The sequence below is a fragment of the Nocardiopsis sp. M1B1 genome (assembly GCF_052466615.1).
On sequence record NZ_CP196194.1, the window covers coordinates 3,117,184 to 3,131,123 of the forward strand.

13 protein-coding genes are annotated in these 13,940 nt (G+C 73.7%); 4 read left to right on the forward strand and 9 right to left on the reverse strand.

Features of this window, described 5'->3' with window-relative positions; all coding sequences use genetic code 11:
* Positions 1-35: 35 nt before the first annotated feature.
* The gene (locus ACSTA4_RS13395; protein WP_444963820.1) at positions 36-1,070 is read right to left on the reverse strand and encodes a LysR family transcriptional regulator; all 1,035 of its coding nucleotides are present in this window, start codon (positions 1,068-1,070) and stop codon (positions 36-38) included.
* A 115-nt stretch (positions 1,071-1,185) separates the two neighbouring features.
* Between ACSTA4_RS13395 and ACSTA4_RS13400 the strand changes: the two genes are divergently transcribed.
* Positions 1,186-1,524 carry a hypothetical protein gene (locus ACSTA4_RS13400; RefSeq protein ID WP_444963821.1) on the forward strand — a complete coding sequence of 113 codons (339 nt, stop codon included), beginning with the start codon at positions 1,186-1,188 and terminating at the stop codon, positions 1,522-1,524.
* 47 nt (positions 1,525-1,571) lie between these two features.
* Complete coding sequence (locus ACSTA4_RS13405; RefSeq protein ID WP_444963822.1) at positions 1,572-2,732, forward strand: RNA-guided endonuclease InsQ/TnpB family protein; 1,161 nt, start codon at positions 1,572-1,574, stop codon at positions 2,730-2,732.
* 217 nt (positions 2,733-2,949) lie between these two features.
* Here the strand turns inward: ACSTA4_RS13405 and ACSTA4_RS13410 are convergent, their stop codons facing one another.
* A complete protein-coding gene (locus ACSTA4_RS13410) occupies positions 2,950-3,543 on the reverse strand; it encodes a mycothiol-dependent nitroreductase Rv2466c family protein (protein ID WP_444963823.1) in 594 nt (197 codons plus the stop codon).
* A gap of 23 nt (positions 3,544-3,566) precedes the next feature.
* Positions 3,567-4,586 (reverse strand): LacI family DNA-binding transcriptional regulator, encoded by a 1,020-nt coding sequence (locus ACSTA4_RS13415; RefSeq protein ID WP_444963824.1) that lies wholly within the window; start codon positions 4,584-4,586, stop codon positions 3,567-3,569.
* Between the two features lie 1,352 nt (positions 4,587-5,938).
* Here ACSTA4_RS13415 and ACSTA4_RS13420 point away from each other — a divergent pair.
* Entirely contained in the window at positions 5,939-7,084 is a 1,146-nt protein-coding gene (locus ACSTA4_RS13420) for a UDP-N-acetylglucosamine--N-acetylmuramyl-(pentapeptide) pyrophosphoryl-undecaprenol N-acetylglucosamine transferase (RefSeq protein ID WP_444964165.1), read from the forward strand.
* Positions 7,085-7,213: 129 nt separating this feature from the next.
* Here ACSTA4_RS13420 and ACSTA4_RS13425 read toward each other — a convergent pair whose 3' ends face one another.
* The 4 genes from ACSTA4_RS13425 to ACSTA4_RS13440 all read right to left on the reverse strand — a co-directional run bounded on the left by ACSTA4_RS13425 (position 7,214) and on the right by ACSTA4_RS13440 (position 11,370).
* Positions 7,214-7,819, reverse strand: a complete 606-nt coding sequence (locus tag ACSTA4_RS13425) for a response regulator transcription factor (protein ID WP_416030172.1) — start codon at positions 7,817-7,819, stop codon at positions 7,214-7,216.
* Positions 7,816-8,985 carry a sensor histidine kinase gene (locus ACSTA4_RS13430; RefSeq protein ID WP_444963825.1) on the reverse strand — a complete coding sequence of 390 codons (1,170 nt, stop codon included), beginning with the start codon at positions 8,983-8,985 and terminating at the stop codon, positions 7,816-7,818. The genes ACSTA4_RS13425 and ACSTA4_RS13430 overlap by 4 nt, the downstream gene beginning before the upstream one ends.
* Positions 8,986-9,001: 16 nt before the next feature.
* Positions 9,002-10,063, reverse strand: coding sequence for a lysostaphin resistance A-like protein (locus tag ACSTA4_RS13435; RefSeq protein ID WP_444963826.1), 1,062 nt, complete (start codon positions 10,061-10,063; stop codon positions 9,002-9,004).
* A gap of 245 nt (positions 10,064-10,308) precedes the next feature.
* Positions 10,309-11,370: a lysostaphin resistance A-like protein gene (locus ACSTA4_RS13440; protein WP_444963827.1), complete on the reverse strand. Its 1,062-nt coding sequence runs from the start codon at positions 11,368-11,370 to the stop codon at positions 10,309-10,311.
* A gap of 165 nt (positions 11,371-11,535) precedes the next feature.
* Between ACSTA4_RS13440 and ACSTA4_RS13445 the strand changes: the two genes are divergently transcribed.
* Positions 11,536-12,072, forward strand: a complete 537-nt coding sequence (locus tag ACSTA4_RS13445) for a hypothetical protein (protein WP_444963828.1) — start codon at positions 11,536-11,538, stop codon at positions 12,070-12,072.
* Between the two features lie 112 nt (positions 12,073-12,184).
* On the opposite strand, the gene mug is transcribed toward ACSTA4_RS13445, so the two are convergent.
* Together mug and ACSTA4_RS13455 are read right to left on the reverse strand one after the other, a co-directional pair.
* Positions 12,185-12,730, reverse strand: a complete 546-nt coding sequence (gene mug, locus ACSTA4_RS13450) for a G/U mismatch-specific DNA glycosylase (RefSeq protein WP_444964166.1) — start codon at positions 12,728-12,730, stop codon at positions 12,185-12,187.
* A gap of 228 nt (positions 12,731-12,958) precedes the next feature.
* Positions 12,959-13,909, reverse strand: coding sequence for an MSMEG_6728 family protein (locus ACSTA4_RS13455; protein ID WP_444963829.1), 951 nt, complete (start codon positions 13,907-13,909; stop codon positions 12,959-12,961).
* Positions 13,910-13,940: the final 31 nt, after the last annotated feature.

Consider the following 13,940-nt stretch of genomic DNA (forward strand, 5'->3'; position numbering starts at 1 on the left):
CAAGACGCATCGGCGATGTGACCCATAGGCGGTGCCTATGCCTGCGCGGAACCCTCCGGCCCCGCCTCCGAGCGGGTCCTGGCGTAGTGCTCGGCGACGCCGAGGAAGGCCTGCGCGGCGGGCGTCATCCGTGAGGCGCGGCTGACGATGACGACGCGCAGGTGGGAGACCGGTTCGATGAGGCGGACCCGGGCGCCCATGCGCGTGGCGATGGGCTGCCAGGACGAGGGCATGACGGCGTGGCCGAGCCCGGACAGCACCAGGGGCAGGATCGAGGTGCGGTGGTCCACCTCGGCGGCCAGGTGCGCGTCGGTGCCGCCCGCCAGGATGTCGTCCACGATCTGGCGCATGAGGCTGCCGCGCTGGGAGGCGATCAGCCGCAGACCGTCCAGGTCCGCGCGGTCGATCCGCTCCGGGCCGGGTCCGCCGCCATCGGACGCGGCCCCGTCCCGGCTGGCCCCAGCGCGGCCGGACGCGTTCCGGTGGGGCCCGTCCCGGTCGGCGCCGCTCCGCCCGGACCTGTCCCACTCCGGCGGGACGCCCTCCTCGGGCGGGGACAGCAGCACCAGGGGCTGTTCCTCCACTGGCAGCACCCGCAGGTCCGCGGTGCGCGGGTGGCCCGCCGAGCCCAGCAGCCCGATCTCGGCCGCCCCCGAGCGCACGTGCTGGACCACCTCCTCGGGGGTGAACGCCCCCGCCACGTTGACCGTCATCAGCGGGTACTCCCGCGCGAAGGAGGCCATCAGCGTCGTGAGCGGCTCGATCCCCGGCGAGGGCGTCGAGACCAGGTCCACCCGCCCCCGCCGCAGCCCGCTGGCCGAGCGCGCGGTGTCGCGCACCGCCTCCAGGTCCCGGACCACCTGGCGGGCCGGTTCGATCAGGCGGGTGCCGGTGTCGGTCAGCACCACGCCCCGGCCCACCCGGTGGAACAGGTCCACGCCCAGCTCACGCTCCAGACCCCCGATCGCCTGGGACAACGAGGGCTGGGCGATGTGCAGGTGCTCGGCGGCCCTGCCGAATCCGCCGTGGTCGACGATGGCCAGGAAGTAGGACAGCTGTCGCGCGTCCATGTCAGCTCACCCACCGATTCATAGGCGCAGTCTATGGGTCTGAGAGAAACTACGTCTTGGACGTGATGGCGGTCACACGTTGAGAGTGGTCTGCGCACCGACCGAAGGAGAGCGCATGTCATCGGAGACCACGCCCGCACCACCCTCCGCCTCCCCGCCGCCCGACCCGACCGGGCGCACCGACGTGGAGGCGGCCCTCCTGGGCGGACGGTCGCGGGAGGACCTGGCGCGGCAGAGGCTCTCGCCCGCCGAGGAGCGGTTCGAACGGGGCCGGGCCACCCTGGGATGGGTCCTGGCCCCCGCGCTCGCCATCGTCTTCGCCCTGCTCCCGCTGGGGATGGACCGGCAGCAGCAGCTGCTCGCCGCGGTCCTGCTCGGGGTGATCGGTTTCGTTGGCGGTGCAGACCCCCCGTCCTTCAGGGCGGGGCAAGCCGCCCCCGCCGCAATGTCGTAGGGCGTGGCTACGGTGTGTGCTGGTTCGAGGGGAGGTGTTTTCTCATCATGTTGACGGGGTTTCGGTACCGGCTCGCGCTCACCGACGAGCAGGCCGAGTCGTGCCAGGTCTATGGCGATATCTGTCGGGCGGTGTGGAACACCGGCCTTGACCAGCGCCGTGAGGCCGTGTCCCGTTGGCGGCGCGGCCAGCGCCTGCCCTACTGCGGCTACCACCTCCAGGCCCGTGAACTGGCCGAGGCCAAGACCGAGGAGACCTGGCTTCAGGCCGCCCCCTCCCACATCCTCCAGCAGACCCTGCGCGACCTGGACCGGGCCTGCCGGGACCACGGCACGTTCAAGGTGCGATGGCGTGCCAAGGACCGGTGGAAGCCCTCCTTCCGCTTCCCCGACAGCGCATGGATGAAGGTCGAACGCCTGGGCCGCAGGTGGGGACGGGTCAAGCTGCCCAAGCTGGGGTGGGTACGGTTCCGCTGGTCGCGCGCACCCCGGGGCACGGTCCGTTCGGCCACCGTCTCCCGCGACGGGGCCTACTGGTACGTGTCGCTGTTGTGCGAGGACGGCCAGGCCACACCGGAGGCACATGAGCGTCCCGACAGCGCGGTAGGTGTGGACCGGGGTGTGGCGGTGGCGGTGGCCACCAGCGATGGAGACCTGCTCGACCAGGTGTTCCAGACCCCGAAGGAGGCCGAGCGCGAACGCCGTCTGCGCCGACGCCTGTGCCGCCAACGCAAGGGGTCGGCGAACCGGGCCAGGACCAAGGCCGCCCTGTCCGCGTTGACCGGGCCGGTGCGGGCTCGGCGCTCCGATTTCGCCGCCCAGACCGCGCACACGCTGTGTGCCAAGAACGCGGTCGTGGTGCTGGAAAAGCTCAACACCACGAACATGACGGCCTCCGCGAAAGGCACTGTTGAGGTGCCCGGCGTCAGCGTGCGTCAGAAGGCGGGGTTGAATCGGGCGATTCTGGCCAAGGGCTGGCACGGCCTCAAGCTGGCCTGTCACAACGCGGCCCGGCGCACCGGGACCCGGATCGTGGAGGTTGATCCCGCGTACACGTCCCAGACCTGTCACTCGTGCGGATACGTCGCGGCGGAGAACCGAGAGAGCCAATCGGTCTTCTGCTGCGGCAGGTGCGGGCACACAGCGCATGCGGACGTGAACGCGGCCCAGAACATTCTCACGCGCGGATGGACTAGCCCTTCGGGGTGAACCGTGCCAGCCTGCCGAGACCTCTGGGATGCCATGTCGGTGAAGCAGGAACCAGCTGCAGCCGCGAGGCGCGCAGCGCCACCGCCCCGCCAAGGGGCGGTCGGAATCTCCCTCGTTCGCGAGGGAGAGGAAGTCAACATCGCGCTCGTCCCGCTCATGGTCGCGCTCACCGGCATCGGAACCTGACCCGAGCCCTGCGGAGTCGATGCCGTTGGGATCAGGCCTTGATCTCGCGGAACCCGGGGACGCCGGTGAGGAGCACGACCGCCTCCCACAGGCGCAGGGACTCCTTCCGGCCCGGCGGTTCGGTGACGACGGGGCCGAAGACCGCCCGCGGCGCGCCGTCGGCGCCGGCCAGGGCCAGGATCGGCGTTCCGACCTCGCCGGGCACCCGGCGCACGGCGTCGTGGTGGGAGGCGCGCAGGAAGGGATCGTGCTCCCCGGAGAGGCCGGCCCCGGCCAGGTCCCCGGGCAGCCCCGCCCGGCGCAGGGCGTCGGCGAGGTCGCCGATCCACCCGCTCTCCGCGGCGTCCTCCCCGGTCCACAGCGCCTCGTGGAACCGGCCGAGCGCCTCGTGCCCGTGGCCGCTCTGCACCGCCGCGCACACGCGGGCGGGGATCCACAGGTAGCCCTCCGTGTCGCCCTCGGGGTCCTCGTCCCGGCCCTCGTTGAGCACCGACAGGCTCATCACCCGCCACCGGACCGTGACCGGGCGCTCCCGGGCGACCCCGCGCAGCCAGCGCGCGGTGACCCAGCTCAGCGGGCAGGACGGGTCGAACCAGAAGTCGACCGTCCAGGGCTCACGGGTCATGGCGGGGCCTCCTCGTAGCGGCGTCACGGCCGCCCGAGCGTACTCTCCCTGGGCACCAGCGCGAACCCCGGGCGCACGCGCCGCGACTCGGACGCGCCCTGCGCGCCGCCCTCCAGCCGGGCCAGCAGCGCGTCCACCGCGGCCCGCGCGATGGCCTGCTTGTGCGGCGCGATGGTGGTGAGGGTGGCCGTGCAGTAGCGGCCGTCCTCTATGTCGTCGAAGCCCACGACCGCGACGTCCTCGGGCACCCGCAGGCCGCGCTCGGCGAGCGTGCGCATGGCGCCGATCGCGATGAGGTCGTTGTAGCAGAAGACGGCGTCGGGCGCGGTCCCCGAGTCCAGGAGGCGGGCCATCGCCTGGGCGCCGTCCCGGCGGGTGTAGCCGTCGGTGGTGGCCACCAGCGCGTCGTCCGCCGCCGCGCCCGCCGCGGTCACGGTCTCGCGCCATCCGCGCAGGCGCAGGTGGGCGGGCTGGCGCGAGCGGCCGTGGCGGGCGCCGATGAAGGCGATGCGGCGGCGGCCCAGGTCGAGAAGGTGCTGGGTCGCGGTGCGGGCGGCGGCCACGTTGTCGATGGCGATGTGGTCGTAGGGCGCCTCGTACTCGCGCTCGCCCAGCAGGACCAGGGGGGCGTCGTGCCCGCGCGCGAGCAGGTCCTCGTTCTCCAGCTCGATCGGGCTCAGGATCAGCCCGTCGATCAGCCGGGCGCGGAAGCCCTGCGCGAACAGCACCTCCTGGTCCCTGCGGCCGTAGGTGTGGTCGAGCAGGACGATGAGGTCGAGCCCGGCGGCGTAGTTGATCACGGCGTCGGCGAGTTCGGCGAAGTAGGGGTTGCCCAGCTCGGGCAGGGCCAGCGCGATGATGCCGGTGCGGCCCTTGCGCAGGTGGCGCGCGGTCAGGTTGGGCCGGTAGCCGAGTTCGTCGATGACCTGCTGCACGCGCTGGCGGGTGGCGGGTGTGACGTGGCGGTAGCCGTTGACCACGTTGGACACCGTCTTGACCGAGACGCCCGCGCGCTCCGCGACGTCCTTCAGGCTGATGGCCACAGCGCCTCCTCCGCACATGGTGCACACGTGCACGACCGTGTGCGTCCGCGCCGACCCGCGGTCCCGGCGGCGTTCCCGCGCCGTGCGGCCCGTGCCGACCGCCGTCCTCCCGCCGCCGTGCCCGCCCCGCCGACCGTCCGCCCACACGTGGACCCGTGCGTTCTCCGGCGATTTTCTATCGTTATACAGCACGTGGCGGCTTCCCGTGCGGCGCTTCTATCGGGGAACTCTCTCGATCATACGTTTCAGAGCGGTTCTGTTCAGGGTTTTTCCGGGCGGGTTTCCGGACCCGGACGGGCTGTTGTGACCGTGGTCTCATCATGGGGAAACCGTTTTTCTCACGTTGTAAAAGACGTGACGGCGTCGCACGCGGACCCTCGCCCCGGGCCACGGGACGTGGCGGGCACGGGCGCCAGCGGAGGCCCCTGGCCTCGGGCGCGGTCCAGTACCGCGTCCGAGGCCGTCCAGCGGGCCGTCCAGCGGTGTGTCGAGTCCGCCCTCCCATCCTCACGGTGACGGCCGCACCCGTGCGGAACCAGCTGGGAGGGAGCTTCGGATGGGGAACTCGGAATGGGCCCGTGCGCCGATCGGGATGGACGCGGGGCGGTGGACCACCTGGGACGGGTGCCGCCGCGTGCTGGCCGTGGCGTGCACGGTCGCCGACGCGCAGCGGCTGATGGACCCGGTGGCGACCGTGGCCTCCGACCCGCGCGTGCAGGTGGTCTTCACGGCCGCGCCCGACCAGGTGTTCGGGGCCGGACTCGCCGCCTGGCTGGCGCGGGCCGGGGTCGTGGTGGTGCCCTGGCAGCAGGCGGTCAACACCCGCTTCGACCTGGCCCTGGCGGCCAGTTCCAGCCGCGTCCTGGACCGGGTCCACGCGCCCGTGGTGCTGTTCGCGCACGGCGTCGGCTTCAACAAGCTCACCCCCGCCCACCCGGGCGGACAGGGTGCGCTCGCCCGGGCCACCTACGGCCTGGGACGCGAGGGCCTGGTCCGGGACGGCCGCCTGGTCGCGGAGCGGATCGCGCTCGCCCACGACGACGAGGTCCTGCGTCTGGCCTCCGCGTGCCCCGAGGCGGTCGGCGGCGCCCGTGTCGTGGGGGACGCCGCCGCGGACCGGATCCTGGCCTCCTTGGAGCGGCGCCCGTGGTGCCGGTGTGGCAGTCCCCACTCCGGCTGGAGCGGGGGGTGTACCGGGGCGGGTCCGGCGGCGGCTACGGTGCTGTTGGGCACAGGACGAGCGCCGCGCCGCTCCGTGTGGCCCTTTTCTTTGTCGGTAGCTTCTTGCGGCCCCGCTCCGGGGCATCCTCCGGGAGGAACTGGTGAACAGCGGCAACCCCCCTGCACGGGACATGCGCCTGATCGTGACCGGAGGAGGAACAGGCGGACACACCTATCCGGCCCTCACCGCCGTCCGCGCCCTGCGCGACCGGCTGGCGGCGGCCGGGGTCGCCCTGAGCGTGCTGTGGGTGGGCACGGCGGACAGCCTGGAGTCCCGGGTCGCCGCCGCCAACGGGATCGCCTTCGAGTCGGTCGCGACCGGCAAGATCCGGCGCTCGAAGAACCCCCTCAAACTCGCCTCCCGGGCCAACATCAAGGACATGAGCAACGTCCCCCGGGGCGTCGCGCAGGCCCGCGCGCTGGTCTCGGACTTCGCCCCCGACGTGGTGCTGGCCACCGGCGGCTACGTGGCCGTGCCCGTGGGCCTGGCCGCGAAGATGTGCCGCCGCCCCCTGGTGGTGCACGAGCAGACGGTCCGGCTGGGCCTGGCCAACAAGGTCCTCGCCCGCGTCGCGGCCCGTGTGGCGGTGTCCTCCCCGTCCACGACCGAGCTGCTGCCCGACTCCGCGCGCGACAACGCGGTCATCACCGGCAACCCGGTGCGCCCCGAGGTGCTGACCGGGCAGGCCGACCGGGCGCCCAAGGAACTCGGGTTCACCGGCTACGACTCCTCGCTGCCCACCGTCTACGTCACGGGCGGGGCGCAGGGCGCCGTGCAGATCAACGGCATGATCCGCGACATCCTGCCCTGGCTGCTCGCGCGCGCCAACGTCGTGCACCAGTGCGGACCGGCGAACCTGGAGGAGGGCCGCCGAAGCGCGGCGCAGCTACCGCCCGGCCTCGCCGAGCGGTACCACCTGACCGACTTCGTCGGCCCCGAACTCCCCGACGTGCTGGCGCTGGCCGACGTGGTGGTCTCCCGCAGCGGCGCGGGGACGATCGCGGAGCTGACCGCGCTGGGCAAGGCCGCCGTGTTCGTTCCGCTGGCCTCGTCGGCGGGCGACGAGCAGCGCCACAACGCCCGCCACCTCCAGGAGTCGGGCGCGGCGGTGGCCCTGCTGGACCGGGTCGACGCCCAGGGGCTCCAGGCGGCGGTGGAACCGCTGCTGGCCGACCCGCGGCGGCGCGAGCGGATCGCGGAGCGGGCCCGCGAGCACGGGCGTCCCGACGCCGCCGACCGGCTGGTGGACGTCCTGCTGGCCACGGCCCGCGGTTAGCGGACGCGGAGGGCGCCGTCGGGCTCCGCTCCCGCCGGGGCCCGGACGCGGCTCGCGGCGGCTCCGGCCCCGGCCGCCGGACCGTTGCCGCGCCCCCGGGAGGGCCGCGGTGAACGGCACCGGCCCCGTTCAGATCCAGCCGTGTTCGGCGGCGATGTGCGCGGCCTCGTGCCGGTTGGCGGCGCCGAGTTTGGCGACGGCGGCCGCGAGGTAGTTGCGCACCGTCCCCCGGGAGAGCGAGACGCGCCGGGCGATCTCCTCCACGGGCGCGCCGTCGCGGGCCAGGGCCAGCACGTCGGCCTCGCGCGGGCTGAGCGGGGAGTCGCCCGCGCTGATCGCCTCGGCCGCGAGCTCGGGATCGACGTAGCGGCCCCCGGCCGCGACCTTGCGCACGACCTCGGCGAAGGTGCGCGAGGACACGGTCTTGGGCAGGAAGCCGCTCACACCCGCCGCGAGCGCCGACTTCAGGTAGCCGGGGCGGCCGTGGGACGTGACGATGACGCACCGGCACCCGGGCAGTTCGGCGGCGAGCCTGCGGGCGATCTCGATGCCGTCGGGGCCGGGCAGCTGCAGGTCGAGCAGGGCCACGTCGGGTCGGAGCTTGAGGGCCATGGCCAGCGCCTCGTCGCCGGAGGCCGCCTGGGCGACGACCTCGAAGTCCTCCTCCAGGTCGAGCAGTCCGGCGATGGCGTCGCGGATGAGGTGTTCGTCGTCGGCGACGAGGATGCGTGTCATCTGGGGGCGTCCTTCGCGAGTGGGAGCGCGGCGTCGAGCAGGAACCAGTCTCCGTCACGGCGCGCCGTGACGCGTCCGCCGAGCGCGTGCAGGCGCTCGGACATCGCGCGCAGCCCGGTGCCCTCGCCGTCCCGCGCGGATCTCGGGGGACCGGCCCCGTCGTTGGCGATGGTCAGGTGCACCTCCCCGTCCTCGTTCGCGGTGGCGATGGTGACCTGGGTGGCCGAGGCGTGGCGCAGCAGGTTGGTGACGCCCTCGCGCACGACCCACGCCAGGGGCTCCGCGCCCCGCTGGGGGACGGGGTCGCCGGTCACCGTGCAGCGGATACCGGCGGACCTGAGCAGCGAACGGGCGCCCGACACCTCGTCCTCCCAGGTCGTGCGCAGCTCACCGCGTACGACACGGCGGACCTCGGTGCCCGCCTCCTCGGCCAGCCCGCGGATCGCGGAGATCTCCGTCGCGGCCCGCCCGCCGTGGCCGCGCTGGACGAGTTCGGAGGCCAGTGAGCTCTTGACCGCGATGGCGGCCAGGGTACGGCCGAACACGTCGTGCAGGTCGCGGGAGATGCGCAGGCGTTCGTTGGCCAGGGCGAGCGCGGCGCGGTCCTCGTGCGCGGCCTGGAGTTCGAGCAGCACCCGCAGCATCCACGCGCTGGACCAGCACAGCCACAGGACGGCGCTGATCATCAACGCCCCGACCAGCAGGACCGCGACGTCCGCGAGTCCCACGAGCACGGCGTTCAGCACCAGCGCCGCCGCGTGGAGCAGCAGCGCCCGGCGGGCGTGGAGGACCGGTGCGAGGCTCGCGGCCGCCGAGGCGATCGCCGCCGCGACGGTCATGTCCATCGCGGGAAGGGGAAGCATCAGGGACACGGCGACGAAGGCCGCCAGGGCCAGCGCCCACCCGACGACGGCGGTGACGGGGAACCTCCGCGCGCGCCCGACGACGGTGTCGATGCTCCACTTGGTGACGAGGACGTTCCCGCCGACCAGGAGCAGGCACAGCACGGCCGCCGCGACCAGCGCGATCAGGGGCGCTCCGGTGAGCCGGTCGGCCTCCACCGCGCTCCGGATGAGGGTTCCGACCGGAGTCGCGACGGCCAGGTAGGTGGACCAGCGCACGTAGGTCTCGAACCTGCGCGCGCCGACCAGCGGCGGATTGCTCATGGACGTGATTCTCCCGTCACACCCGCGCCTGTCGCGGGCCGGAGGGGGTCAGTGCGGGTCCCGTCCCGCGCGTGCGCCACCACACCACCGCCGCGACGGCCGCGACGCCGACGCAGAGCACGGCCACGGCGGCGGACCCGGTACCCGCCGAACGGTCGAGCGCCGGGTTCGGATCGGCGTGCAGGACCGTGAGGACCAGGGCGGCGAGTGTGTTGTGCAGGGCGTGGACCGCGACCGCGATCTCGATGCCGCCGGTGCGCCAGGTGACGACGGCCAGGCTGACGGAGAGCGTGAGGCACCAGAGGTTGAACCACGGATCGGTCGAGATGTGGACGGCGGTGAACGCCAGACCGGAGACGAGGATACCGAGGAACAGCGCCGTACGCGGGCCGCGCCCCCAGCTCGCGGCGACGCGGAACACGAGCCCGCGGAAACCGTACTCCTCACCCGCCGCCTGGAGGGGCGTCAACAGGAGGTTGACGGCGAAGACCGTGAGGAGCGTGGCGGTGGACCAGTGGACCTCCCGCAGGGGCATGACGGCGGGGCCGATGAGCGAGAGGAACAGCCAGAGGGGGCCGATGAACAGGAGCGCCCGGCCGAGCAGGTCGAAGCGGAAGCTCGACAGCACCGAGTGCAGCGAGGCGCCCTTCACCCCGTAGAGCCACCGTTGGAGCAGCATGCTCCACGGGATGAGCAGGGCGATCGACACCAGGTTCGCGGCGAGGAAGAGCGGTGTGTAGTCGGTGCCGCCGAAGGTCGGGTTGGTCCTGCCCATCAGGCTGTCGGCGGAGGCGGCGGCCACGGCCAGAACGATGTTGGAGGCGAACAGCCCGGCCACCAGGAGCGCGATGGCGAGGACGCCCCGACCGATCCGGCGCTTGTCCCCGGCGAGTACCCGGTGGTACTCCACGCCCGGCGGGACGGGTCGCGGGCCGCGGCGGCGCGGGTGCGGCGCGGCCGGGCCGGAGGGCGTACGCGTGGGAGCCTGCGCCCCACCCGCACCCGAGGTCGTGGAGAAGGGTGCCTCCGGCTGCGGGAGAGGTGCCCGGGAGAAGGAGGAGCCGTCGTTGCTGTGCATGGTTCGAAGCTAGTACGGAGCGTGATCGCCGCAGGGTGCCGCGGGTCACGAGTTCCCGCTGCGTTCCGCACGGGTCGGGCATGACATCTGTCATGCCCCTGACACGGTGGGCTCGTCGCGGGCGCGCCGCACCGCCGCCCGGCACCGTGTGGTTGGAACGACCGGCGACGCCGTCCAGGACCACCGCCCTGAGCGGCGTCGCCGAGGAAGGCGCCCTCGCCGCCACCGTTCGCGTCGGCCTTCCGTCACGCCCGCACCGGCTGCGGATCGGAAGGGGTCAGTGCGGGTCCCGTCTTGCGGGTGCGCCACCACACCACCGCCGTGATCACAACGAGGGCGACGCAGGGGATGGCCAGGGTGATCGTCCCAGAACCCGTCGAACGTTCCAGCGCGGCGTTCAGGTCGGCGTGCAGGAGGATGTAGATGAGGAAGCTGAGCGTGTTGTTCAGGGCGTGCCAGACGATCGAGACCTCGATCCCCCCGGTGCGCCAGGTGATGAGGGCCATGCTGGCGCCGATCACGAAGAACAGGACGTTGTGCCACAGGTCACCGGAGAGGTGGACGACGGCGAACACCAGGCTGGAGACCAGGACGGCGACGACCAGCGCCGTGCGCGGTCCCCGGCTCCAGCTCCCGGCGACCCGGAAGACGAGTCCGCGGTAGCCGTACTCCTCACCGGCCCCCTGCAGGGGCGTCAGCACGAGGGTGAGGGCGAACAGGCTGAGCAGGCTGACGGGCGACCAGGGGACCTGCTCCTGGGGCTTGAGGGCGAACATCGCGATCGAGACGGCCAGCCAGAGGGGGCCCATGAACAGGAGTGCCCGGCCGAGCAGGTCGAACCGGAAGCTCGACAGCACCGAGTGCAGCGAGGCGCCCTTCACCCCGTAGAGCCACCGTTGGAGCAGCATGCTCCACGGGATGAGCAGGGCGATCGACACCAGGTTCGCGGCGAGGAAGAGCGGTGTGTAGTCGGTGCCGCCGAAGGTCGGGTTGGTCCTGCCCATCAGGCTGTCGGCGGAGGCGGCGGCCACGGCCAGAACGATGTTGGAGGCGAACAGCCCGGCCACCAGGAGCGCGATGGCGAGGACGCCCCGACCGATCCGGCGCTTGTCCCCGGCGAGTACCCGGTGGTACTCCACGCCCGGCGGGACGGGACGCGGGCCGCGGCGGCGCGGGTGCGGCGCGGCCGGGCCGGAGGGCGTACGCGTGGGAGCCTGCGCCCCACCCGCACCCGAGGTCGTGGAGAAGGGTGCCTCCGGCTGCGGGAGAGGTGCCCGGGAGAAGGAGGAGCCGTCGTTGCTGTGCATGGTTCGAAGCTAGTACGGAGCGTGATCGCCGCAGGGTGTCGCGGATCACGAGTTCCCGCTGCGTTCCGCACGGGCCGCGCATGACATCTGTCATGCACCGACGGGGCTCGCGCGGCCCGGGCGCGCACCGGCCGTATGTCGGCGGGGACGTCTAGCATCGGCCCCATGACCACTCTGTCCCAGCTGCGCAAGGCCGCGCTCGCCCTTCCGGAGGCCGAGGAGGGCACCCGCTTCGGCACGGTCGTGTTCTCGGTGCGAGGCGGGGACTTCGCCTCGGTGACCGGGGACGGCCGGGTGCTGCTCCACCTCCCGGACGCCGAGGCCGAGGCCGCGGCCTCCGCGCACCCGACGGGGGAGCGGTGGGAGCGGGCGGGCACGCCCGTCGGCTTCGGTGTACCCCTGGCCGACGTGAACGGCAAGGACCTCAACGCCCTGGTCCGGCGCGCCTGGCTGTCCCGCGCGCCCCGGCGGCTGGCCGAGGCCGCCGAGGCCGCCGCTTCCGCGGTCCCGGGTGAGGTGGGGGACCTGCCCCGGGCCATCGGCGCACCGGCGACCCGGGCGCTCGCGGAGGAGGGGCTGACCACCCTGGAGCGGGTCGCCGCGCTCACCGAGGCCGAACTGGGCGCACTGCACGGGGTCGGACCCAAGGCGGTGCGGATCCTGCGCGAGGCCCTGGCCGAACGCGGACTGTCCCCGCGCTGAGCGGGCCGAACGCCCCTCGGGCGCGGGCCCCGGCACGGCCGGGAGAGGAGGATGCCGGTCGGCGCTCCCTCTGACGTGGTGGGGCGCTCCAGCGGGCCGAGCCGCCTTCGGGTCAGGACGTCCCGGCGGACCGGTCCGGCAGTCCGGCGGCGCGCCGCAGGCGCGCGAACTCTCCGATGAGCGGCCCCAGCTGCCAGTGCGCGTTGCGGCCGCTGGGGTTGGGCAGCAGCCACACCTGGGCGCCGCCGATCTCCGCGTCCTGGGGGCCCACCGCCGCGCGGCGTTCGGCGAAGGCCTCCCGGTAGGCGGTCACGCCCAGGACGGCGAGCCACCGGGGCCGCCACCGCAGGACCTTCTCCCGCAACCTGTGCCCGCCCTCCACGTACTCCTCCCGGTCCAGCTCGTCCGCCTGGGCCGTGGCCCGTTCGACGACGTTGGTGATGCCCAGGCCCAGGGACAGGAGTTCGTCCTCCTCGTGCGGCCTGAGCTGGCGCGGGGTGAAGCCGGACCCGTGCAGGGAGGGCCAGAAGCGCGTACCCGGCTTGGCGAAGTGGTGCCCGACCGCGCCCGAGGTCAGGCCGGGGTTGATCCCGCAGAAGAGCACGCTCAGGTCCTCGGCGATCACGTCCGGGACCAGCCTGTTCCGGGCCGCCTCCAACTCCGCCTTGCTCGGGCCGGGCCTGCGTCCGGCCGGTGCGGAGCGTGCGCGCGGGCGCTCCGCCCCGCCCTTCGACACGCCCTCTGCTCGTCCGCTCGCGGAGTCCATGTGCCACCCTTCCGTGTGCGCTGTCGGTGACGCGGGCGACCGCGTCGCTGTCGCGGTCACCTGCCCGGAACCACTGTGCCCCAAGCACAGCGGGGGCGGGCGCCGCCCCCGGGAGCGGTGCTAGGCCTCCACCGCGGGCAGCAGGCGCAGCACCAGCGGGGCCGAGCGCGGCTCGGGCAGTTCGGCGCCGTCGAGGACGACCAGCCCGGCCCCGGGCGGCACGGGAGCCTCCGCCCCCTCCCCGGGAGGGACCCGGCGGAACCGGAACTCGGGTTCGCCGGCCTCCTCGCGCATCGCCGCCTCGTCCTCGGGCCCGGGCTGCCGTGCGGTCGAGCGGCTGGTCCGCCCCACCGCCTCCGAGGGGCCCGGGTCTGCGCCGCCTCCCCGCGGCCGGGGCGGCGGCAGTCCGGGCACCAGCCACAGCGTCTCGCCGGGCGTGCACAGCCCGGCCAGCAGGCCGGGCAGGGTGTCGCCGGGTCCGGTGAGCCGCAGCGACGCACTGCGGCCCTCGACCAGCCGTCCCAGGGCGGCGACCTGCCCGTCCGAGAGCGCGACCGCCTCCAGCAGTTCCGCCGCCTCCTCCACCGGCGTCGCCGCCGAGGTGCCGCGCCGCAGCGGCCACCGGGGGAAGGCCGGCCGGGGCCAGACGTAGGGCAGGCCGCCGGGCGTGCCGGGGAACAGCGGCGCGTAGTGCGCCGGGTCCTTGTACACCAGGGCCGAGCGGTGCGACAGGTGCAGCGCGTCGTCGCCCAGCCACGGCGGGAGCATGTCGCGCTCCCACAGCTCCTCCTCCTCGGGGACGCGGCCCCCGGTGAAGGCCAGCAGCGAGGGCAGCACCGAGTCGGCGTACCCGCGGCGGCGCCACTCGCGGCACACCGCCACCCCGTAACCCACCAGCGCGGGCACGAAACCGCGCCACATCGCCACGGCCGGGTGGCGCTTCCACCCGTACTCGGGCCACACCAGGGCCCGCAGCACCTGCATGGTCTCCACCCGCTGCTTGCCCAGCCTGCGGTCGTCCAGCACCCGTGCGCACTCGGCGAACCCGGGGTGGGGTAGGAAGGTCTGCATCGTCCCCCCGTCCGGCCCGCGGCGTCCTCGC

Excerpts from the sequence above, each read along its gene's own strand:
- ACSTA4_RS13400 (WP_444963821.1), top strand. The coding sequence starts at position 1,186 with ATGTCATCGGAGACCACGCCCGCACCACCCTCCGCCTCCCCGCCGCCC.
- ACSTA4_RS13430 (WP_444963825.1), bottom strand. The coding sequence starts at position 8,985 with ATGAGCAATCCGCCGCTGGTCGGCGCGCGCAGGTTCGAGACCTACGTG.
- ACSTA4_RS13425 (WP_416030172.1), bottom strand. The coding sequence starts at position 7,819 with ATGACACGCATCCTCGTCGCCGACGACGAACACCTCATCCGCGACGCC.
- ACSTA4_RS13420 (WP_444964165.1), top strand. The coding sequence starts at position 5,939 with ATGCGCCTGATCGTGACCGGAGGAGGAACAGGCGGACACACCTATCCG.
- ACSTA4_RS13445 (WP_444963828.1), top strand. The coding sequence starts at position 11,536 with ATGACCACTCTGTCCCAGCTGCGCAAGGCCGCGCTCGCCCTTCCGGAG.
- ACSTA4_RS13440 (WP_444963827.1), bottom strand. The coding sequence starts at position 11,370 with ATGCACAGCAACGACGGCTCCTCCTTCTCCCGGGCACCTCTCCCGCAG.
- ACSTA4_RS13455 (WP_444963829.1), bottom strand. The coding sequence starts at position 13,909 with ATGCAGACCTTCCTACCCCACCCCGGGTTCGCCGAGTGCGCACGGGTG.
- ACSTA4_RS13405 (WP_444963822.1), top strand. The coding sequence starts at position 1,572 with ATGTTGACGGGGTTTCGGTACCGGCTCGCGCTCACCGACGAGCAGGCC.
- ACSTA4_RS13410 (WP_444963823.1), bottom strand. The coding sequence starts at position 3,543 with ATGACCCGTGAGCCCTGGACGGTCGACTTCTGGTTCGACCCGTCCTGC.
- ACSTA4_RS13395 (WP_444963820.1), bottom strand. The coding sequence starts at position 1,070 with ATGGACGCGCGACAGCTGTCCTACTTCCTGGCCATCGTCGACCACGGC.
- ACSTA4_RS13435 (WP_444963826.1), bottom strand. The coding sequence starts at position 10,063 with ATGCACAGCAACGACGGCTCCTCCTTCTCCCGGGCACCTCTCCCGCAG.